Source organism: uncultured Victivallis sp. (genome assembly GCA_944389935.1).
Lineage (GTDB): Bacteria > Verrucomicrobiota > Lentisphaeria > Victivallales > Victivallaceae > Victivallis.
In genome coordinates this window covers 86,195-107,023 of sequence record CALXOE010000004.1, presented here as the reverse complement: position 1 = coordinate 107,023, position 20,829 = coordinate 86,195, and the positions used below count along the sequence as shown (strand labels likewise).

The following is a 20,829-nucleotide window of genomic DNA, read 5'->3' as shown; positions in this document are numbered from 1 at the left end:
ATCCGCCGCCCGGACGGGGAGGGTTACCCGACGATGTCGAGGAGTTCCACTTCAAAGATCAGAGCCGCGTTCGGCGGGATCGCTTCGCCCGCGCCGCGTGCGCCGTAGGCGATGGCGGCGGGGATGTAGAGCTTGTATTTGCTGCCGACGGGCATGAGCTGAAGCGCTTCCGTCCAGCCGGCGATGACCTGGTTGACGCCGAATTCCGCGGGTTCTCCGCGGTCGACGGAGCTGTCGAACTTGGTTCCGTCGAGCAGAGTTCCCGTGTAATGGACGCGGACGACGGAGGAGGCGGCGGGTTTTGCGCCGGAGCCCTGCCTGAGAACTTCGTACTGGAGTCCGCTTGCGGTGACGGTGACGCCGGGGCGTTTGGCGTTTTCCGCCATGAAGTTCTTTTCCGCGAGGGCGTTGGCGGCTGCGGCCTGTTCCACCTGTCTGCGGGCGGCCTCCTGCATCTGCTGCTGGAGAAGCTGCATGGTTGCGACATACTCCTGGCGGGAGAGGCGCGGGTTGCCGGCGGCGAAGTCGCGCAGGCCGTCGATGGTCGCGTCGAGGTTGAGTCCGACGGGATTGCCCTTGAGGTATTCGCCGAGATTCATGCCCATGGCATAGCTCATCTTGTCGTTCTGATTGGCAAACGGTTCGCTCATGATGCTCCTTGATCGATTTGATGATGGGAAATTCCGAAATTGAGATACAGTACCGCGGGGAGGGCGGCTTTTCAAGTCGCCGGGCGGGAAAATCGCGCGGTTTTTGGCAATTTGAGGCGGAAAGCCGGTGATCCGTCACTTTTCCGTCATTTCACCTCATGGGCGATTTGGGAAAAAACGGATAAGTGACGGATAATTTTTGAAAAAAGTTCCGGAGAGCGGATTGAAAAATGGAATTCACGCTCTTATAGTAGAATCGGTGGAAAAAGGAATTTCTTTCCGAGATGGAACGAATGAGTCGTCGTTTGGGTAAAAAACTGGTTGGAATAGAGGTTATGAAAGAGAGAGGCCGTCGAAGATTCACGCTCATAGAGCTGCTCGTGGTGATGCTGCTGATGGGACTGATTATGTCTCTGATGCTGCCCGCCTTCAACAGGATGATCCGCGGGAACCGGGTCGATCAGCTGGCGTCGGGGCTGAAGCTCGGGTTGGAGCAGGCGCAGTCGCAGGCCGTCCGGAGCCGGAAGTACGTGGCGCTGGTGCTGCCGAACGACCGGAGTGCCTGGGAAGATGAGTCGCTGAGTCTGGTGCAGCCGTTCAGTCACGGCGGTTTCCGTCTCGCATATGTGAAATCCGGTACCAGCGGCTGGGAGTTTGTCCGCTGGGTGGATGGGCAGGAGTGGAAGAACGCCCCGGACGGCGCGATGCTGGTCCGCGTGATGGCGAAAGATGACAGTGATTACAATGACTATAAAATGGGCGACGGCGTCAAGGATGTGGCGAAATCCACCGAGTCCGACGATGAATTTGACGCGCTTGCCGATCTGAAGAATCTGCGTTACGGCAATCTGGACAGCAATGACGGCACCACACCGAACTCGGCGGATGTGAAGTGCTGTCTCGTGGTGTTTTCCCCCTACGGCGGGCTGGTCGGGGATCAGGATCTGCGGCTGGTGATCGCCGAGGCGGTTCCGAATGGAGACACAATTGTCTATCCCACGAAAGATGCCGACGGCAATCCGGTCAACTGGAAGATGCTTTCGATCAATAAATTCACCGGCCGGGTCGAGTATTATCCGCTTCCGGAGTGATGAAAGGGATTCGATGAAATGAAAAAGCGATTGGTCAAACACTGTTTCAATATGGTCGAAATCGCGCTTGCGCTCGCGGTGCTGGCGATCGGCATGTCGAGTATTCTCGTGCTGTTCCCGGTCGGGATCAACGCGAACAAGTCGGCGATTGCGGACAACAACCTCGCGGATATCGGCGAGTACCTGATGGGATTTCTCCGGGCGGGCTGCGCCGCCGAATGGGCGAAGATCGCGGATGACCGGAAGAGCACGGTCGAGGCGGGGGAGACTCCATCGGCTCCCTCGCAAAGTGAGTTTTTCTTCTCGAATAAGATCGCCACAAGTTACAATCAGGTCAAGGATCTCGGCGAGCCCAGGAGCGGCACGAAATACGAGGGGATCGACCCTCTCAGCGATGACTATAAGAAAGGCGGCGCCCGGAGCATTACGGACAATCTCTATCTGCTCCAGAGCAGCGGCAGTTCTTATGAGAACAGCGCGTTCCTCTACAAGCAGATGACGGGGGATATCGTCGATTTTGCGGCGGTTGTGAAAGTCTGGAGAGAAGAGTATTCGTTCTATGCGCTGGATGCCGCTGATAACGATTATACGGAAGTGACTGTGAACCCCTCCAGTTACAGCAGCGACTCGGTCAACCAGTATGCGACCGTGCTCTGCATCGAGATCAGCTGGCCGGCGCAGGCACCTTACGATCAGCGGGAGAAGCGGCTGTTCCGGCAGGAGATTTTCAATGAGGCTTACCGGTATTATGATTGATAGAGAAACAGGAGTTTGAGATGAGAAAGCAGGCAATCAATACGGCGAAGCGCCGATTCACGCTGGTGGAGCTCCTGGTCTCCATGGGAGTCCTCCTGATTATCCTCGGATTCATTCTGCAGTTCTTCGTCGGCTCCCAGCGGCTCTGGCAGTCGATGGAACAGCGGAACAGCCTTTATGCGGATGCGCGCGTCGCGATGGATGTGATGACGACGATGCTGCAGAATTCGTTTTACAGCGAGGGCGGAATTCCGTTCCGCATCAACCGGAGCAAAGAGTATCGGCACAAGATCTACTTTGCGACGCAGTCGATGCAGAATCTGCCCGGCGGACGGCTGAAGTACGTATCGTTCCAGCTCGGGGACGAGTCGAAATCTCCCTCCACCGGTCAGGATGATGAACTCAAAATCGCGGTTTTCTGCAGCGAGGAGAGTGATTTTACCAAATATTTCCCCCCGTACGGACTCGAGCCGGTTACGGATTTCAACGCGGCTCTGTCGGGGGTGGTCGACAAGCTCGACGGGCAGCTCAAGAATACGACGGAAGATCCGGACCGGTCCGAACCTTACGGTTCCGTGCTCGTGCGCAACGTGACTTCGTTTGAGATCACTCCCTACGAGCTTGATTTCGACGCCGCCACCGGGTTCAGGAAGATTTCGGACTCCACGACCAACTACGATGAGTTTCCGTTCATGGTGGAATTGAAATTGACGATGCTTTCCCCGGCGGATTTCACGATCTGGAAATCGATGAGCGGCAGTGATGACGGCAATACCGAGGAGATCGAATCGACCGACAACGCGCGCGTCCAGTTCCGGAAAACGCATGCCTACACGTTTTCACGCACGGTTTTCATCGGCGAACAGTCACGAATGAACATCAAAGAATAACAGGATTGATCGGCTATGAAAAAGAGAAGAACATACCAGCAAAATCAGCGCGGAGTTGCCCTGTTGTTCGCACTCGGGGTTCTTTCGCTGCTGCTCATCATGGGACTGGCGTTTGTGGCGAATTCGCTGCTGGCGCAGAAGATCGCGAACAACAACAGCAGCCGCAGTCAGGCGAAGATGCTTGCACAGTCGGCGATCAGCCGCATGGCGATTTCCCTGATGTATTACCAGTACAAGGCGACGAATCCGCCGACCGGAGCGGCTTATACATCTTTCATACCGGCCAACTTCATGGATGTCCGCAGTTATTACGACCTCGTCGGCACGGCGGGCGGGGAACCGAATCACTTGGACATCGCCGCTGCGGACGGTTTGCGTAACGAGGATTCCAAACTGATTCCCGGCACCTGGCTTACGACTTACGATATCGCATCCGACCTGCGGGGCGAGTGGTCCTACATCACGGCGGAGGATGAGGACGGCGAGGACAGGATCGTCGGCCGGGTTGCGTATCAGCTGATTCCCATGACCACCACGGCGCAGATCAATCTCGATCACAATCTGCGCGGCGTTTACAATCAGGGCGACCCGTCGCGGAAGCCGTGGCGGATCCGGATCGGCGCGGACATCAACGAGCTCAATCTCAACGAGACCACCGTTTTGAACGGGTGGGAGACCTCCGAGGCTCCGGCGAACGAGGATGACATGGAGGCCTCGACATTCGATGCGTTTTTCAATGCGTATAAAGATACGCTTTTCGCCACGGACAAGGAGAACAAAGAGGCGTGGTTGAGACGCTGGTTCATTGATGGAACGGTCGCAGCTGATCCCGAGTATTATCTTTACAACCCGTCCGGGCAGTCCCGGGAGTATTATCACCGTTTCAACCTCGGCGAACTCGATTCCGATGCCGGGACGATTTCCGACGAGTGGTATGACCGGTTCGACGGGCTCTCTGCGAGCGGCTGGAACTCCAAAGAGGTCGTTGAGAAACTTGCGGGGGACAGCATCGAATTCAAGATCACCGACAAATGGACCCCGGCCGGAGTCGGTCTGCCGTTTCTGAAATTCATCGGGAACTCCTCCGGCAGCTTCGAGTCGCTCGCGGTCCGCCGGCATCAGATCGCCGCGAATCTGAACGACTACTGCGACAGCGATTCGATTCCCACCTCCGACGTGAGCGCCGAATTGTGGAAAGAGAATCTCAATACTTCCGATATCTCAACCGGATGGCCGAAGTATACGGGCAATGAAAAAACTCCGTACATCAACGAGTTCGCATTCGGTTTCAACATCAATCCGACCGTGGAGAACACCACCTCCGCCACCGGCATGAAAATCAAGGCGGACGTGAACGCCGATCTCGCGGCGGAACTCATCAGCATTTACGAGGAGACCCCGTCGGATCCGTATACGCTCTACGTGAATCTCCCGGCTTCCGGGTTCACATTCAATCTGGAAGTGAAAGCGAAGATCAAGATCACATACAAGGCGACCGAGACCTCCCCGCAGGAGGAGACGACGGTGACCGCGGAAAAAACGTTCCCGATCAAACTTGCGACCGGCACGGAAGAGTCTCCGGTTTCCGACATCCGGGAGATCGTGTTCGCCACGGGTCTCTGGAAATCGGGTTATGCCGTGAATCACCTGAACCTCTCGCTTTCGGATTCCACGGTCGAGTTGTCCGGCGACGAGAATGGAGTGATTTCCGACGTCGTCACCGGGAAATACTCCTCGAGTGTCGAGCTCACGCATGTGAGTTTCGCGGTGAAGCCGTTTGACTTCAAGGTTCAGGGCATGACATTGACCAAACAGGAGAGTGTCGGAGCTGCGACGAAGGAGGTCGGTGTCGACTTTGTCCGCTGGGATAAGAGTTACACCTCCCCGGAAATTTCCCTGTTCCAGAATGTCGAGGGCTATCAGGCGAGCGGCGAGAATGCCGGTTTTATCGATATCAATGCCGGAGGAACCGGCACGTTCGCCGTGGATGTCAAGGATCAGAAGATCTATCTTGCCGGCATGCAGGCGCGCGATCCGCGCCAGAATCTGAACGTGAAAGAGAATCTCAAGGGTGATGGTTACGATGAGGATGCCAGCGACTGGCGGACGTTCAGCGACATCGCCTGGGTCGAATACGACAGTGACAAAACCACCTCCACGCCGGATGCGAATCCTTACGATGATGGTGTGCTTTCGATGAAAGTTGATTTTGCGGCAACTTCCCTCGATTCCTCCTGGGGGGACGGACTCGTGAACAAGGATGTCTCGAACCCCTCCGGACGGGAGACGGAATTGAATGAAGCCTCGGTTGAAGTCGTCGTCGGCGATTACGAGACCGTCGAAGATCCGGCCTGGCAGACGGATGCGGATACCTCCACGGACAGTCACCTCTCTACCGCGTATATCCGGAATGCGCCGATGCGTTCGCTGTGGGAGCTGGGCGTGATCCATCGTGGAAAAGCGTGGCAGACGATCAACTTGACGAACGCCATGCGTCCCGGTGCCGAGACCGAGCCGATCCGGAATGAGGATATGCGTCAGCCCGGCGACGGAGATTCGACCTGGGAGGAGAGCGGTACCTCGTTCGCCGGCGGCGACGGCGGTCTGCTGGAGCAGGTGAAAATCGCCGACGGCGCCTACTGCTACGGCAAGCTCAACGTCAATATGCTGTCGAATAATCTGACGTTGAATCCGGATTACACGACGTGGGATGACCAGATGGGCAGTGCGCTCTTCTACAACATCTACCGCGGACAGTCGATCGGAGATCTGTTCGGCGATACATTCCCCGGGGATGGTCAGCCGATCCCCGGTACGCAGATCTCGTGGGGAGCTGCCACGGATTCCGCCGTGGTGGATGCCATGAAGCAGGCGGTCGACAAGTTCAGCGCCACTTATCCGAATTACAAGGATCCGTTTGAAAACCGCGCCCAGTTCCTCGCCTGGAAAACGGATGACGAGCGCTGCCTCGCGAACGGTTTCGGGATCGTCACGAACTACGACACTCTCCCGGATGCCCAGCGTGAAGAGATCATCGGCAAGACGATCAACCTGATCAAGGGGAGCAACAGTGTCTCGAATATGATCCGGTTCGTCGTGGTCGCCCAGACGATCCGGGACCTGAAGGGGCCGATCTCCCGGATCAAGTACGACGGATCCGTCGAAACGAAGAGCGATTGTGATTACGGTCAGTTCGACGTGGAAGAGGACGACAGCACGTTCCCGGCGGATTTCCCCGCGAACGACAAGTATCTCTACTTCGACGAGATCACGGGCGAAGTCAAGCTGCTTGTGACGATGGAGAACAATCCGACGACGGGGCAGATCATCGTCCGGCAGATCGAGTATATCGAGTGACGGGAGGCATTTCCTGCGGGCGGGGGAGGCGGCTCCTCCGCCCTTTTTTCTGTCAAGGAAAGGATCAACAATCGTGAAGAATCAATTCGAGGATCTGACGCGGCGGGTGATCCGCAGCTCGATCGACTGGAGCGGTACAGGGCTGCGGCTCGACGATTATCTGGCCGCCCGTTTCACCTATCGCAGTCTCGATGAGTGGCGTGAGCGGATCGCGCGCGGCGAGATCATGGTGAACGACGCCCCCGCGCGACCGGAGCAGATTCTGGCGCTGCACGACAAACTCGAATATTTTCCGGGAGACCTGCCCGAACCGGAGGCGGAGCTCACGTATCGAGTCGCCTATGAGGATGAGGAGTTGCTGATCGTGGATAAGCCGGGGAATCTCTGTGTGCACCCCTCCGGGCCGTTTTTCCGTCATACGCTCTGGCATCTGCTCTGTACGAAGTACGGGCGGATTCACCTTGTGAACCGGCTCGACCGCGAGACCTCGGGGCTGCTGATCGCCGCGAAGAATCCGGCGGCCGCGGCGAAACTGTGCAAACCCTCGTGGCCGATGCGGAAAGAGTATCTCGCCCTGGTGTTCGGAAGTTTTTCCGAACGGGTGGAGGCATACGGTTTTCTGATCAAAGATACATCGAGCTCGGTGCGCAAGAAACGGCGTTTCGTCTTCGGGCAGCGCCCGCCGGAGGGTGCTTTGGAGATCGAGTCGGCGCGGACGGTCCTGATTCCGGAATTGTGCGGAGCGAAAGGCTCTCTCGTGCGCGCCGTGCCGGAGACGGGGAGACTGCACCAGATCCGCGCGACGCTTTTCTCGCTCGGGTATCCGCTTTTCGGCGACAAGCTCTACGGGCCGGACGATGCAATCTACTTGAAAATCCGTTCCCGGGAGGTCACGCCGGAGGATCGCGCGAAGCTGATTGTGTCGCGTCAGGCGCTGCATTCGACTCTGCTGGAGGTGCGGCATCCGGTTTCAAATGAGCTTATCCGGGTGGAATCTCCGCTCCCGGAGGAGTTGGCAGCTTGCATTCCGGGAAAAATCGGCTTATATTAACGTATCCTTTAACCTTAAGAGAGGAGGACTTGAGATGAAAAAACAATTCCTGGCCATGGCGATTCTCGCGTTTCTGGCGCTTGGAGTGTCGGCGGCTGAACCGGCACCCGCGGCGGCCGCCCCGACGCAGGTCCCGGCCGCGGCGACTAAGATGCAGCCGCAGAGTTATCCATGGACGTTCATCAATCTGCAGTTTTTCCCGGAAGTTCCGTCGGACGCCGGGGTCACGGAGACTTACGGCGTCAAGGTCGGGGCGCCGATTTCCGGAGGAGAAGCTCCGGTGAACGGGGTCGAGGCATCGGTGCTCTGGGCCGGCAGCAATGAGGTGAACGGGTTGCAGTGCAGCCTCATCACCTGCCAGGCGGAAGAGGTAACGGGGATTCAGTTTTCGCTGGTCAACATGTCCGTGAAAGTGTGCGGACTGCAGCTCGGGATCGTGAATTTCGCCGACGACGAGACGTTTCAGATCGGGCTGCTGAACTTTGTCGAGAACGGGCCGATCTTCTGTCTGCCGATTGTGAATTTCAATTTCTGAAGAGCTTCCGGAGGAGTGAACGATGAAAAAGTTTCTGGTATTTTCGCTGATGGTCGGCTGTCTGGCTGGAGTGTTCGCTGCGGAAGCGGCCTCGGTTCCTGAGCCGAAAGTGCAGGCCAAAGCGTTCGGCAATTACAACGATCCCGACACGCCGCAGCCGCTGGACAAGTGGACGTTTCTGCAGATCGTGTTTCTGCCGAACGTCCCGAATTCGACGTGGAATTCAAATGTGTACGGGCTCAAGACCGGCTGGGTCGCTTCGGGCGGCGTCGGCCGGGTGTTCGGGCTCGAGGTTTCGTGGGTCTATTCCGGTACCGACACGATCAACGGCGGGCAGGCGAGCTGGGTTGCGGTCAAGAGCCGTGATCTGAACGGGCTTCAGGCGGCGTTCGTGACGGCGCTGAACACCGGTTCATTGAACGGCCTCCAGGCGACCGGCCCCTATGCTCTGGCAGGTGATGTACAGGGGGCGCAGTTCGCGTTCATTTCGCAGGCGAAGAACTTTATCGGTATTCAGGGCGGGCTCGCGCTGGCGTTGTCGAAAGGGTTCACCGGATTTCAGGCCGGGGCCGTCAGCATTGCGGACGGGCCGTTCACCGGCGTGCAGTGCGGTTTCGTGAACAAGGCCGGTGAGGACGGCGGCGCGCTGCAGCTCGGGTTGCTGAATATGACGAACGGCAAGGGCGTGCAGTTCGGCGCGATCAATTACAACAAGGATGCCTGGATTCCGGTGTTTCCGATTCTGAACTTCAGTTTCTGAACATCCGATTCGGAGGAACTATGAGCGATCCGGAAGACGATCCCAGATTCAAAGAGCTGATGCGGCAGATCGAAGCCGTGGATATCCCTGATTATCCGGATTGGAAGCGGGGGTTGCGATGGGGGCTTTCCGCCGGGATTACGGTGGGGATTCTCGTCGCGCTCTTTCTGCTGGTCAGCGGCCGGATTGAGGAGTTCGGCCGGCGGGTGATTGAATACGGCTGGACGGTTGTGGTGATTGCCCTCGTCGTGTTTTTCACCGTCGGGGCGATCGGTGCATTCCGGCCGCAGAATCTGCGATGAAGCCGATTCTCGCCTTTGAGGCCGGGACGCTGACGCTTTCCGGTATGGATACGGCGGAGCTGCCTGAACAGCTCCGTCGTTTTCTGCGTTTTGATGAACGGACGCGGAATTTTCGGGGGCGGGGATGCGACTACGCCTCGATCGTGTTCGGACTTCAGGGGGCGGGAATCGCGTTTCGGGATGCGGCCCGGGCGTTTGCGCCGCTGGAGGATCTGGCGCTCGCGGTGGAACTTGTGCCGCGGCCGCACCAGAGAGCCGCTTTCGAGGCCTGGCGTTCAGGGCTCTTCCGCGGGGTTGCCGCGTTGCCGACGGGCAGCGGCAAGACGGTGCTTGCGGTGATGGTGACGGCTTTCCTGAAGCGGCCGGCGATCTATCTCGTGCCGACGATCGACCTGCTCGGGCAGTGGGTGGGGGTGTTGGAACACTTTTTCCAACGTGAAATCGGTATGCTCGGCGGCGGGGAGCATGAGATTCGGGACTTGACGGTCAGCACCTATGATTCGGCGGTGTTGAACATGGAGTTCATCGGCAACCGTTTCGCCCTGCTCGTGGCGGACGAGTGCCACCACCTGCCGGGGCCGGAGACGCGGCTCGCGGCGGCGATGGCGATCGCACCGTACCGGCTCGGGCTCTCGGCTACGCCGGAGCTGCCGGAGGATCGCGCCGCCGTGCTCGAGGATCTGATCGGGCCGATCGTCTGCCGGGTCGGGATCGGAGAGCTCGAGGGGAAGGTTTTGTCGCACTACCGGACGATTCCGGTTGCGGTCGAACTTGATCCGGAGGAAGCGGAGGCGTATGCGCGCAACCGCAGGGTGTACACCGATTTTCTCGCTGCGAACCGGTTGAATTTCCGGTTCAAATCGGAGTGGGGGCGGTTTCTCGGGCTGTGTGCGCGCCATCCGCACGGTCGGGAGGTGTTCCGGGCGTTTCTGGAACAGCGGCGCATCGCGCGCGGCGGCGAGGCGAAGATCCGCATGGTCTGGGAGATCGTGAGCCGGCACGCGGGCGAGAGGATCATTATTTTCACGGCGGACAACGCGACGGCTTACGATCTCGGCCGCCGGTTCTGCTGGCCGGTCATCACGCACCGGACGAAACCGGGTGAGCGCAGGGAGTTTCTGAATCTCTTTCGCGAGGGCCGGTGCACGGTGCTGGTCACGAGCAAGGTGTTGAATGAGGGGGTGGACGTTCCGGCGGTCGCGGTCGGGATCGTTCTTTCGGGGTCGGCGAGTGTGCGCGAGCATGTGCAGCGTCTCGGCCGGATTCTGCGCCCCGCTCCCGGCAAGGAGCAGGCGCTGCTGTATGAACTGGTCAGCGCGGGTACCAGCGAGGAGAGTGTGAGCGCCCGCCGCCGCGAACATGAGGCTTATTCCAAATGAAGAAGATCGGTGTGACAGACCGCCCGGAACTGCTCGCTCCGGCGGGGAATCTCGAGACCGCGCTTGCGGCGTATGATGCCGGAGCGGATGCGGTTTACTGCGGGCTCGGGAGGTTCAACGCCCGCGAACGGGCGGAGAATTTCACCCCCGATTCGCTTGCGCGGCTGCTGGAGTACGCGCATGCGCGCGGCCGGAAACTTTATCTCACGCTCAATACGCTCGTGAAAGAGCGCGAATTGCCGGAAGTGGCGGAATACCTCGCGGAACTCGCGAAACTCGGGCCCGACGCGCTGATCGTGCAGGACCTCGGGGTGCTCGCACTCGCTCGGGAATATTTTCCGTCGCTGACGTTGCACGCTTCTACGCAGATGGGAATTCATAACTCGGCTGGAGTCGCCGCCGCGGCGCGGCTCGGAATCCGGCGCGTGATCCTCGAACGACAGGTCACGCTCGACGAGCTCCGGGCGATTGCGGAACAGTCGGAGCTCGAGCTTGAGGTGTTCATTCACGGATCGCTCTGCTGTTCGCTCTCGGGGCAGTGTCTGCTCTCCTCGGCGACCGGGAGTGGCAGCGGCAACCGCGGCAAATGCAAGCAGCCGTGCCGCCGCCGGTACGAAATCGGCGGGAAGAGCGGGTTCTTCCTCTCGCCGCGCGATCTGTATGGAGTCCCGCTGCTGCCGGAGCTGCGGCGTATCGGCGTCGCTTCCCTGAAAATCGAGGGGCGGCTGCGTTCGCCCGATTATGTCTGGAAAACCGTGAAAGCGTACCGGCTGCTGCTCGACGGTCCGGTCGATTCGCCCCCCGGACTCCTTGCGGAGGCGGAGCAGCTGCTGCGCTCGACGGCGACGCGGCGCGCTTCAAACGGTTACTTCTTTGCACGGGAATACCGGACGCTGGTCGATGCGGAGCGCCTCGGGTCGTTCGGTGTCGTCGCCGGCCGGGTCGAAAAGCGGACTCCCGGCGGAATTACGGTTTCCGCTCTGGAAAAACTCCATCTCGGCGACCGGCTCCGTTCCGTTCCGCCCGAGGGGGGGGAGGGGGAGAGTTTTACGCTGATTTCGTTGCGGAGCCGGGGCGCGGAGGTGGTGAAAGTACGTCCCGGAACGCTCTGTTTCATCCCCGGCAACTACTCGGCACGTTCCGGCTGGCTGCTCTACAAGATCGGCGAAAACGGGTATGATTTCAGCCGCCAGGCGGCATCGCTGCCCGCAGGACGGCATCCGCTCAAGGTGTCACTGCAGTTGAGCGCGTCGAAATGGTGCGGTTCCATCGCGGAACTGCCTGGGGAAGAGTGGGAGCGCGAAGTCGATTTCGCCCCGGCCGGAAACCGTCCGTTTTCAATCGGGGATGCGTGTGCGGCGTTCGGTTCTGCCGTGCCGGAACCGTGGAGCGCACCCGATGTCGATGTGAAAATCGCGGGCGCCTTTTTCGTTCCGGCCAGCGTGCTCAAGTCGCTCCGACGCGAATTCTGGGCGTGGGCGGCGGAACGGTTGACGCCGGAGCTCGCCGATTCTGCGGGGGCTGCCGCGCTGGAACTTTTCGCACGCGAGTCCGCCGCACCGGTCGCCGCAGTTGCGGAGTGGCAGTCTTGCGGGGAGGAGTTCGTTCTGCCTGGTTTCGTGCCGGAGGGGGAGCTCGCCGCACTGCGGGAGAAGCTCCGGGCCGCATATGGGGAGGGAGTCCGCACGTTCCGGATCGGCGGCATATATGGATTGGAACTGTTGCGGGAGCTGCCGCCCGATTGCCGGATGGTGGCCTCGTTCCCGTTGCCCGTGTGCAACTCCCGCGCGGCGAAAGAGCTGCAGCGTTGCGGCGTTTCTGCCGTTGAACCGTTTGCCGAACTTGACGAATCAGCCTGCGAGGCGTTCCGGGCGAATTCTCCTCTGCCGTTTGCCGGGCCGTCCGCCGGAGAGACCCCGGTGCTGGTGACCCGGTTGCCGCTGCCGGATCACAGTGTCTGGGTCGACGGGCGCGGCCGCCGGTTTCACGTGAGGCGCGGAGAGGGAGTGTCGAAGCTCTATCCCGATTTCCCGCCCGACTTCCGGAAACGCGAGTGGCTGTAGCCGCTCCCCGAGGGGGTCACGCCTGGCGGCAGAATGCGATGAACTCCTCGGCAAAACGCAGATTTTCCCCCGGCAGATAGATGAAATTGAGCTCCCGTTCGATCGCTCCCTCGGTGAAACGGCCGCACTCGAGCCAGCCCGCCGCAAGCTCGTCGCGGATCGCGAGTTGCGAAATGACCGTGATGCCGATCCCCTGCCGCACGAAGAGTTTCAATGCGTCGAAGCTGTTTACTTCCAGAACATTGCCTGGATTCGGACGGGGCAGGTCATTCTGTTTCAGAAATCGCTCGAAATGGTAGCGCGTGCCGGAACCCGCTTCGCGCAATATCAGCCGTTTCCCCTCGCGCAGATACGCTTCGAGCGAAAACTCCGCCGGACATGTTCCGGGAGCGAAAGCGGGAACAAGTTCATCGCGGCAGAACGGAGTTGAGAAGAAAAATTTCTGCTCGAACGGACCCTCCACCAATGCCACATCGAGCTTCTGCGTGGTGAGCAGCTCCTCGATGCCGTGCGTATTGGCGATTTTCAGTTCGAGGCTGTTTTCCGGATGGCGTTTCATATAAGCCGACATGAGTCCCGGCAGCAGATACCCCCCCGCGGTGAGTGTTCCTCCGACGGTGAAGTTGCGGACCCCGGAGGCTGCGCACTGAACCGAGCGAACGAGCTTCTCCGCGCCGGCGAAAAGCTGTTCGCACTCCTCGGCCAGAGCTTTCCCCGCCGGAGTGAGCTTCATGCGCCGTCCGTCCCGGACGAAGAGCCGGACGTTGAGCTCTTTTTCGAGCAGAGCGAGCTGGTGCGTCACGTTCGGCTGCGTCATGCCGAGCACCGTCGCGGTCTCCGTAAAGTTCCGGAGCTGTGCCGCCATTCGGAAGATTTCCAGTTTTCGATCGATCATCGTTGCCTCCCGAATTACTTTATACCTATAATTATAATTTATCAATAGATAATCGGCAATAATTTTAAATTTTTAAAACAGTGGTTATATTATACGACAACGTTTCACCAAACCATAAGGAGCCCGGGTATGAAACCGAATCTTGAATTCCGCATCAAACAAGGGGTATTTCTGGCGCTTGCCGCCGCATTTTTCATTCTGCCGTGGGTATTCCCCCAGCTGCGGAATCACGCGCCCGGGGTGGCGGTGATCTGCGGCGTGATCTTCGCGGTGGCATGGGGGAATCCGTTTGAGGCCTTGACGGCGAAACTGACCTCTCCGCTGCTGGGAGCGGCGATCGTGGGGATGGGCTGCGGCATGAATCTTGTTGAAGTGCTCAAGGCCGGTGCGCACGGAATCATCTACACGCTCGTGGGAATTGCGATGGGACTCGGGCTCGGCGTGCTGCTCGGCAAGCGGCTCGGTTTGCAGAAGAACACGATGTATCTCATCAGCGTCGGCACCTCGATCTGCGGCGGCAGCGCGATTGCGGCTGCGGCTCCGGTTCTGAAAGCGAAAGCGCACGACATTGCGATCGCCTCGGCGGTGGTATTCACGTTGAACGCGGTGGCGCTGCTGGTGTTCCCGGCGGTTGGTCACGCACTCGGGATGAGCGAGTATCAGTTCGGTTACTGGTCGGCGCTCGGCATTCACGACACGAGTTCGGTAGTCGGCGCTTCGATGGCCTATGGACCGGAGGCGCTGGAGGTCGGCACGACCGTGAAACTCGCCCGGGCGCTCTGGATCATCCCGGTGACGATGTTCCTCTCGATGTTCGTCGCGGAGGCGGCGGAGGGGGAGAAGCGGAAGATCCGGTTCAAGGTTCCGTGGTTCATCCCCGGCTTCCTGATCGCGTCGGCGCTGGTGACCTGGATTCCGGGGACGGTCGAAGCGGGACACTTCCTCAAGGAGCTCTCGAAGTACATGATGATCGTGACGCTCTTCCTCATCGGCGCGAATCTGAACCGCGCGAAGCTCAAGGAGCTGGGTCTCAAGCCGGTGATTCACGGCGTGGTGCTCTGGATCATCCTCGCGTCGGTCTGGTGCGCGGCGATTCACTTCGGGCTCGTGAAGTAAAAGTCACTCCATGGCCGCGAGGTAGGTGTAGATCTTCGTGTCGATGCCGACACCCTGCGCTTCCTGCGCGGCCACGAACGCAGCCAGTTCCGCGCGTCTGACGCGGAACACTTCGATGTGTTCACACTCCTCGGGATGAGATTCGACGGTTTGACCGCGGTAAGCGTCACCGTCGATTTCTATTTTTACCATGCAGATGGTTTCTCCGGTGAGGCCGGGAGAACTCCAGCCGGGACGGGAACAGCCGATGACTCTGCCGCGGTAGCCGGTTTCTTCATAGAGTTCGCGGACGGCGGTCTCCTCGGGTGTTTCGCCGGGGTCGATGAGTCCGGCCGGAAATTCGAGCATGAGCCGTCCGGCGGGCGGGCGGAACTGACGGACGAACAGCAGTTCATCGTCCGGCACGATGTGCGCGAGAATAAAGGCGGCCGCCCCGTTTCCGGCGCGGTCGCAGGCCTCCCAGCGGCGGAGTTTGCCGCTGCCGTCGTTGTATTCGAGTTCGCTCAGGGTCAGGAAACGGCCCTCGCCGAGCACTCTCTTCCCAATGATTTCCGGTTTCATTTTGCTCCAATATTGTGAATTTTCTTTAAAATGCACTTGCAAAATGAATAAATCAAGTTAATTTATGATAAAACAGCGTGCTTTGTCGCTGTCGGGAGAAAGAATCTCTCCCGTTCAAAGCTCTTTATCCAGACGGGGTCGCCGGATTTTTTCGGGAGACTCTATTCAAGACAAACGGCCACCGGAAGTTGTGTTTCCGGGCTGGGGATTGACGAGACGATTTTCTATGATTCTGGGAATAACCGGTGCGTTCGGCTGCGGGAAAAGTTCCGTGCTTGCCGCGTTCGCTGCGCGCGGATGGCGGACGGCCGACGCGGATTCACTGTGCCATGGGTTGTATGCCGAGCCCGGGGGTGCGATTGCCCGCAGACTTGCGGAGCGCTGGGGTGTCGGCGTTCTGGCGTCGGATGGAACGGTCGATCGACGCCGGGTCGGAGAGATCGTCTTTGAGAAGCCGGAAGAGCTTGAGTTTCTGACCGGGCTTCTCTATCCGGAGCTGTCGCGGAAACTCGAAGAGCTGATCGACGGCTGCCGAAAGGACGGCGCGGACGGCGCTTATGAAATTCCGCTGCTCTACGAGGCCGGTTACGAGGGACATTTCGATCGTGTCGTCGCTGTCTGGGCCGCGCCGGAGATTCGCCGCGCGAGACTGCGGGAACAGCGGCATTTCTCCGACGTGGAGATCCGCCGGCGGGAGGCGCGCCAGTTGTTCGCGGATGCGAAACTCGAGCGGGCGGACATCGCCCTCATCAACAACGGCGACATTCGTGAACTGGAACTCCAGGTGGAGCGGCTGATCGAGGACTGGAAAGCCGCCACTTCCCCGCGGCTGGATGCGTAAGCGTCCGCGATTGCGATATTTATGATGAACATTCAAATTCAATAAGATGCAGGAACAGCAACATGAACGACTCCGATGAACTCATTCCGATGAACGACGAAAGCTCCGCGGGCGAGGCCGCTCCCGGTCCGAAAAAACGCGGGCGGCGTCCCGGTTCGACGAAGAAGAAATCCGTCGACGTGACGGCGGAAGCACCCTCCGCGCCGGGTTCTCCGTCTGCAGCGGACGAACATGCCGCAGCCCCGGTTCCCCGCCGCCGCGGCCGTCCTCCGCGCCGTCCGGTCGGTCCTGCAACGGAACAAGTTGTCGCAGAAGAGCTTCCACATATCGCGGAACCGACTGCGGAGGAGGTCATGCGCGAGCTTCTGATCGAGGAACTCGATTCCGCGTCAACCGGGAGAACCCCGGAGCGGCCGCTGCCGGAAGAGACTGCTGGGAATCCCCCCGCGCGACCGGAGCGGGAAGAGAGGGGGGAGAAAACCGATCGGCCCGACCGGTTTGAACGTCCCGATCGCCAGCAGCGTTTTGACCGCCAGGAGCGCGATCATCGACGCAACGGGAACGGAAACGGGAACGGGAACGGGAACCGCCGTGACCGGGATGTGCCGCGCGATCATGTGGTTTCTTCGCTGAATATCTCCGAACTGCAGGAGAAATCGATGCAGGAGCTTGCCGCGATGGGTGCGGAGCTCGGCATTGAGGGGATCGGCGCTCTCGACAAGTCGACGCTCGTGTGCGAGATTCTGCGGGCGAATGCCGAAAAGTGCGGGCAGATGTACGGATCGGGTTATCTCGAGGTGCTGCCCGACGGCTTCGGATTTCTGCGCAGTGCGAGTTACTGCTATCTGCCGTGCTCGGAGGATATTTATCTCTCGCCCTCTCAGATCAAGCGGTTTGCGCTCAAGACGGGTGACTTTGTCGCGGGACAGATCCGCACGCCGCGTGAAAAGGAGCGTTTCTTCGCGATGCTGAAAGTCGAGAGCATCAACAACGATTCGCCCGAGCGCAAGAAAGAGATCATTCCATTCAACAGCCTGACCCCTTATTTCCCGACGCAGCGGCTTGTGCTCGAGCGGGATCCGAATGATTTTTCGACGCGGATCGTCGATCTGGTGACTCCGATCGGCAAGGGACAGCGCGGACTCATCGTCGCCCCGCCGCGCACCGGCAAAACCGTGCTGCTCCAGAAAATCGCGAACAGCATCCGGGCGAACAATCCCGAGGTGAAACTCATCATCCTGCTTATCGATGAACGTCCGGAAGAGGTGACCGATATGAAGCGCAGCGTCGATGCGGAGGTTGTGAGTTCGACGTTCGACGAGCCGCCCGAGCGCCATGTGCAGGTCGCCGAGATGGTGATCGAGAAAGCGAAGCGGATGGTCGAATACAAACATGATGTTGTGATCCTGCTCGACAGCATCACGCGCCTGGCGCGCGCTTACAATACGCTCCAGCCGCACAGCGGCAAGATCCTCACCGGCGGCGTCGATGCGACTGCGCTGCACAAACCCAAGAAGATCTTCGGCGCGGCGCGCAACATCGAGAACCACGGAAGTCTGACGATCATCGCGACCGCGCTCATCGAGACCGGCAGCCGCATGGACGACGTGATCTTCGAGGAGTTCAAGGGCACGGGCAATATGGAGCTGCATCTGGACCGCAACGTCTCCGACCGGCGCATCTATCCGGCGATCAACGTCGAGAAGTCCGGTACGCGCAAGGAGGAGCTGCTGCTGCACCCGGATGAGCTGAGCAAGGTCTGGATGCTGCGCAAGGCGATCAACGGCGTCCCGGCGGCGGAGGCGATGGAGCTTCTGCTGGGACGGCTGAAGAAAGTCCGGAGCAACATCGAGTTCCTGCTGACGCTGCAGCCGAACAACAACTGATTCCCGGCCGGACGGAAGCCGGGGAGGGGGCATTCATGAGCGAGAACAGAAAAAAAAGTTCGATGTCGACCTATCTGCTGCTTTTGGTTCTGGTGCTGATTTTCGCCGGAGCAATGGTGCTGCTGCTGCCGGTTTACCGCAGCTACCGGATGAAGCAGGCTGAACTCGGAACTCTCACGGAAAAATTGAACGATCACCGCGATGAAAGTGCCCGGCTCAGTGCGGAAGTCGCCGATCTGACCCGTTCGCCCGAAGCGGTTGAAAAAGTCGCCCGGGAAAAGTTCGGACTGGTCAAGGAGGGGGAACAGGTCATCCGTTATTCGGTTCCGGCGACGGAGGAAAAATGACCGGAAACGGCGCACTGTTTCCGTTCGGATAAATAATTTGCATTTTTCCGGTTTTTTCCTGTTGATTTTGCCGGAGAGGTTTCTATATTATGGAAAGGACGTTTTTTTCAGCCGTTTTCGGCCGGAGGAAATGTCCGGATTTCGGATCGCAATACCATGGGGTTTATTTTTTTAGAAGGGAAAGAACAGTGAAAAAGAGCAAAGGCGTTGTGCTCGGAGCCGCGGCTCTGTGCGTGGGAATGTTCGGCGTTGCCGGTTGCAGCAATCAGGTAATGGCTCAGCGTGAATTCGTTCCGACGGATCAGGGAATGACCGGAGGCTATCAGGATGGCCAGGTTACTCCGATGCCGCAGGTGTCGCAGAGTGTGCCGCAGCAGAACGTTCCGCAGCAGCCGGCGGCTCCTGTGCTGCAGCGTCCCTCTGTCCCGCAGTATGTTCCGATGGAGAAACTCTCCTCTTCGCCGGTGAGCGAGGTTTCTGCCCAGGGGAGTACCGGGGCTGTGAGCACCGCCAAAGGCGGCACTACGCATGTGATCAAGGCGGGCGATACGGTCGGCCATCTTGCGAAGCGTTACGGCGTCTCGACCGCTTCGATCATGCAGGCGAACAACCTTGATGAGGCGAAAGCCCGTCGTCTGCGCATCGGCCAGAAACTTGTGATTCCCGGCTCGACCGGTGCGGTGAAAGTCTCCAGCCGGAGCGGTCGGAGCGGAGCCGCCGCGGGCATCGCCGCGACGACGAAGAAAGGCGGGCTCAATGCCGACGGCACCTATACCGTGCAACCCGGCGACTTCCCGGGGAAAATCGCCCGCAAGCTCGGCGTGAAAGAGTCGGAACTGATGAGAGCGAACAATCTGACTCAGGAATCGGCAAAGCGGCTTCAGATCGGTCAGAAACTGGTTGTTCCGGGCAAAGGCAGCGCAACTTCGGTCGCGGCGACGCCGGTGAGCCGGCCGGTCTCGACGCCGGTGTCGCAGCCGTCGACCCAGAAGAGCGAACAGGATAATGAACTCGATCGGATTCTTGCCGGCGGAGAGTCCACGGAGACTTCCGGGGCGCAGCAGGTGACGCCGAGCGCGACTTCGACGCCTGCCGTTCCTGCGGACAACGGCGCCGCGGTGGTGGAGGAGTCGGTCGACATCGTCGTCGGTGAGTCGACGCCGAAAGATGTCACGGAGGATATCACGGTTGAGGAGTTCGCCGCGAAATACAACACCACCGTTGACAAGCTCAAAGAGCTCAATGTCGGTCTGATTCCGGCTGACGGCAAGCTGACCAAGGGATTGGTGCTGTTTGTTCCGGCCCAGAAATAACGTTCCCGCAACGTATGTTTCCAAAGCGCGTCGTTGATTCGGCGCGCTTTTTTTCTGTTAACAAAAGCCCCCCGGAGAGAACCCCGGGGGGAGAACATGAATCGATCGAGTAGTTGCGTGGCTGTGGATTACGAGTGATTGTCCCGCTGCTGCTTTCTGACGTTCGCCAGGGCTTTGCGCATTTTGCGTTCCTGGCGGAGCCGGGAGAGTTCGATGGCCGCGAGCCGGCGGGTCTCCTGCAGGTCGACCGAGGGGGCGGGCAGCTTGATTTTCATCGACTCGAGCTCTTCCAGGATGATCTGCGAGACGGCGAGGTTGCGAAACCACTTGCAGTTGGCCGGGATCGCGAACCACGGGGCGATTTTGGTGGAGCACTTCATCATCGCCATTTCAAACGCCTCGGTGTATTCGTCCCAGAACTGTCGCTCCGGGTAGTCGTTGGCGGAGATCTTCCAGTGCTTTTCCGGACGTTTCAGGCGGCGGACGAAGCGGTGGAGCTGCTCCTCCTTGTCGATATGCAGAAAGAATTTCACGATGCGGGTGCCGTTGTGACTGAGCAGCTCTTCAAACTCATTGATCGCCTGATAACGATACTCGAGCTGTTCCGGCGTCGCGAATTTGTGGACGCGCTCAATCAGCACGGCCTCGTAGTAAGAGCGGTTGAAGATCACGACTTCGCCGCGGCGCGGCACGACCGGGTGGACACGCCAGAGGAAGTCGTGCGACTGTTCGAGGCTGGTCGGCGTTTTGAACGACTGGACGCGGCATCCCTGCGGATTCATCGCTGAAAAGACGTTGTTGATCGTGCCGTCCTTGCCGCCCGCATCGGGTGCCTGCAGCACGATGAGCAGCGACTGCTTCCCCTCGGAATAGAGGTCGCTCTGAAGCCGCGCGATGCGGTGATTGTTCTTCGCAAGCAGTTCGAGGGCGGCCGCCTTGTCTTTGAAATCGAACGTCTCGGACGGATTGCGCTTCGAGAGATTGACTTTCATCCCCGGTTTGATGATGAAAGCGTTGTAGAATCGGTTCATGCTGC

The 20,829-nt window shown here is 59.4% G+C and carries 19 protein-coding genes; 15 read left to right on the top strand and 4 right to left on the bottom strand.

What is annotated here, in order from left to right:
• Nucleotides 1-23: 23 nt before the first annotated feature.
• Nucleotides 24-650 carry an FKBP-type peptidyl-prolyl cis-trans isomerase gene (locus Q0J85_RS02555; RefSeq protein WP_294477973.1) on the bottom strand — a complete coding sequence of 209 codons (627 nt, stop codon included), beginning with the start codon at nucleotides 648-650 and terminating at the stop codon, nucleotides 24-26.
• A gap of 335 nt (nucleotides 651-985) precedes the next feature.
• On the opposite strand from Q0J85_RS02555, the gene Q0J85_RS02550 reads away from it, so the two are divergent.
• The 10 genes from Q0J85_RS02550 to Q0J85_RS02505 all read left to right on the top strand — a co-directional run bounded on the left by Q0J85_RS02550 (nucleotide 986) and on the right by Q0J85_RS02505 (nucleotide 12,834).
• Entirely contained in the window at nucleotides 986-1,741 is a 756-nt protein-coding gene (locus Q0J85_RS02550) for a hypothetical protein (RefSeq protein WP_294477970.1), read from the top strand.
• Nucleotides 1,742-1,759: 18 nt separating this feature from the next.
• The gene (locus Q0J85_RS02545) at nucleotides 1,760-2,497 is read left to right on the top strand and encodes a hypothetical protein (protein WP_294477968.1); all 738 of its coding nucleotides are present in this window, start codon (nucleotides 1,760-1,762) and stop codon (nucleotides 2,495-2,497) included.
• 20 nt (nucleotides 2,498-2,517) lie between these two features.
• Entirely contained in the window at nucleotides 2,518-3,387 is an 870-nt protein-coding gene (locus tag Q0J85_RS02540) for a hypothetical protein (RefSeq protein WP_294477966.1), read from the top strand.
• A gap of 15 nt (nucleotides 3,388-3,402) precedes the next feature.
• Nucleotides 3,403-6,744, top strand: coding sequence for a hypothetical protein (locus tag Q0J85_RS02535; protein ID WP_294477964.1), 3,342 nt, complete (start codon nucleotides 3,403-3,405; stop codon nucleotides 6,742-6,744).
• A 73-nt stretch (nucleotides 6,745-6,817) separates the two neighbouring features.
• Nucleotides 6,818-7,795 (top strand): RluA family pseudouridine synthase, encoded by a 978-nt coding sequence (locus tag Q0J85_RS02530; protein WP_294477963.1) that lies wholly within the window; start codon nucleotides 6,818-6,820, stop codon nucleotides 7,793-7,795.
• Nucleotides 7,796-7,829: 34 nt separating this feature from the next.
• Nucleotides 7,830-8,330 carry a hypothetical protein gene (locus tag Q0J85_RS02525; protein ID WP_294477961.1) on the top strand — a complete coding sequence of 167 codons (501 nt, stop codon included), beginning with the start codon at nucleotides 7,830-7,832 and terminating at the stop codon, nucleotides 8,328-8,330.
• Between the two features lie 22 nt (nucleotides 8,331-8,352).
• On the top strand, nucleotides 8,353-9,090 hold the full coding sequence (locus tag Q0J85_RS02520; RefSeq protein ID WP_294477958.1) for a hypothetical protein: 738 nt from the start codon (nucleotides 8,353-8,355) through the stop codon (nucleotides 9,088-9,090).
• Nucleotides 9,091-9,110: 20 nt separating this feature from the next.
• Nucleotides 9,111-9,392 (top strand): hypothetical protein, encoded by a 282-nt coding sequence (locus tag Q0J85_RS02515; protein ID WP_294477956.1) that lies wholly within the window; start codon nucleotides 9,111-9,113, stop codon nucleotides 9,390-9,392.
• Nucleotides 9,389-10,771 carry a DEAD/DEAH box helicase gene (locus Q0J85_RS02510; RefSeq protein WP_294477955.1) on the top strand — a complete coding sequence of 461 codons (1,383 nt, stop codon included), beginning with the start codon at nucleotides 9,389-9,391 and terminating at the stop codon, nucleotides 10,769-10,771. Before Q0J85_RS02515 ends, Q0J85_RS02510 begins: the two co-directional genes overlap by 4 nt.
• Entirely contained in the window at nucleotides 10,768-12,834 is a 2,067-nt protein-coding gene (locus Q0J85_RS02505; RefSeq protein WP_294477953.1) for a U32 family peptidase, read from the top strand. Before Q0J85_RS02510 ends, Q0J85_RS02505 begins: the two co-directional genes overlap by 4 nt.
• Nucleotides 12,835-12,850: 16 nt before the next feature.
• Here the strand turns inward: Q0J85_RS02505 and Q0J85_RS02500 are convergent, their stop codons facing one another.
• Nucleotides 12,851-13,729 (bottom strand): LysR family transcriptional regulator, encoded by an 879-nt coding sequence (locus Q0J85_RS02500; protein ID WP_294477952.1) that lies wholly within the window; start codon nucleotides 13,727-13,729, stop codon nucleotides 12,851-12,853.
• Between the two features lie 129 nt (nucleotides 13,730-13,858).
• Here Q0J85_RS02500 and Q0J85_RS02495 point away from each other — a divergent pair, with 129 nt between their 5' ends.
• Nucleotides 13,859-14,845, top strand: a complete 987-nt coding sequence (locus Q0J85_RS02495; RefSeq protein WP_294477950.1) for a putative sulfate exporter family transporter — start codon at nucleotides 13,859-13,861, stop codon at nucleotides 14,843-14,845.
• A 3-nt stretch (nucleotides 14,846-14,848) separates the two neighbouring features.
• Here Q0J85_RS02495 and Q0J85_RS02490 read toward each other — a convergent pair whose 3' ends face one another.
• On the bottom strand, nucleotides 14,849-15,406 hold the full coding sequence (locus Q0J85_RS02490; RefSeq protein ID WP_294477949.1) for an NUDIX hydrolase: 558 nt from the start codon (nucleotides 15,404-15,406) through the stop codon (nucleotides 14,849-14,851).
• Between the two features lie 226 nt (nucleotides 15,407-15,632).
• Here Q0J85_RS02490 and coaE point away from each other — a divergent pair, with 226 nt between their 5' ends.
• The 4 genes from coaE (at nucleotide 15,633) to Q0J85_RS02470 (ending at nucleotide 19,793) form a co-directional block, all read left to right on the top strand.
• Nucleotides 15,633-16,247 carry a dephospho-CoA kinase gene (gene coaE / locus Q0J85_RS02485; RefSeq protein ID WP_294477948.1) on the top strand — a complete coding sequence of 205 codons (615 nt, stop codon included), beginning with the start codon at nucleotides 15,633-15,635 and terminating at the stop codon, nucleotides 16,245-16,247.
• Between the two features lie 62 nt (nucleotides 16,248-16,309).
• Nucleotides 16,310-18,133: a transcription termination factor Rho gene (gene rho, locus Q0J85_RS02480; protein ID WP_367274574.1), complete on the top strand. Its 1,824-nt coding sequence runs from the start codon at nucleotides 16,310-16,312 to the stop codon at nucleotides 18,131-18,133.
• A 35-nt stretch (nucleotides 18,134-18,168) separates the two neighbouring features.
• Complete coding sequence (locus Q0J85_RS02475; RefSeq protein ID WP_294477946.1) at nucleotides 18,169-18,480, top strand: septum formation initiator family protein; 312 nt, start codon at nucleotides 18,169-18,171, stop codon at nucleotides 18,478-18,480.
• 188 nt (nucleotides 18,481-18,668) lie between these two features.
• A complete protein-coding gene (locus Q0J85_RS02470) occupies nucleotides 18,669-19,793 on the top strand; it encodes a LysM peptidoglycan-binding domain-containing protein (protein ID WP_294477944.1) in 1,125 nt (374 codons plus the stop codon).
• 128 nt (nucleotides 19,794-19,921) lie between these two features.
• Here Q0J85_RS02470 and Q0J85_RS02465 read toward each other — a convergent pair whose 3' ends face one another.
• Nucleotides 19,922-20,824, bottom strand: coding sequence for a PPK2 family polyphosphate kinase (locus Q0J85_RS02465; protein WP_294477941.1), 903 nt, complete (start codon nucleotides 20,822-20,824; stop codon nucleotides 19,922-19,924).
• Nucleotides 20,825-20,829 lie beyond the last annotated feature (5 nt).